At 44.4% G+C, this 324-nt stretch carries 1 tRNA gene; it reads left to right on the forward strand.

Annotated features, from left to right (window positions below):
* Positions 1 to 51: 51 nt before the first annotated feature.
* Positions 52 to 127 (forward strand) — tRNA-Ala (locus tag GCN78_RS28995).
* The last annotated feature ends 197 nt before the right edge of the window (positions 128 to 324 follow it).

Below are 324 nucleotides of genomic sequence, written 5' to 3' on the forward strand. Positions count from 1 at the left end.
GGTCGTTGGTTCGAGTCCAACCAGCCCTACCAGCTAATTAGTAATATCTCAGGGGGATTAGCTCAGCTGGGAGAGCACCTGCTTTGCAAGCAGGGGGTCGTCGGTTCGATCCCGTCATCCTCCACCACGTTTTACTCGAAAGTGCAAACGTAAGCCTCTGGGTTTAGGTTTGATCTTTTAGCGATCAAAGCTGTTTCGTTCTTTAACAATCTGGAAGAAGTAAAGATTATTTATTGATCGGTTTGCCGTAAAAAGCGAATCGATGGGTAATGATTGTATGTATCAACAAACAAGCAACAACGTTGTACTTTCTTATCCCTGTAG

It is taken from the genome of Janthinobacterium rivuli (assembly GCF_009208735.1).
In the GTDB taxonomy this organism is placed as follows: Bacteria; Pseudomonadota; Gammaproteobacteria; order Burkholderiales; family Burkholderiaceae_D; genus Janthinobacterium.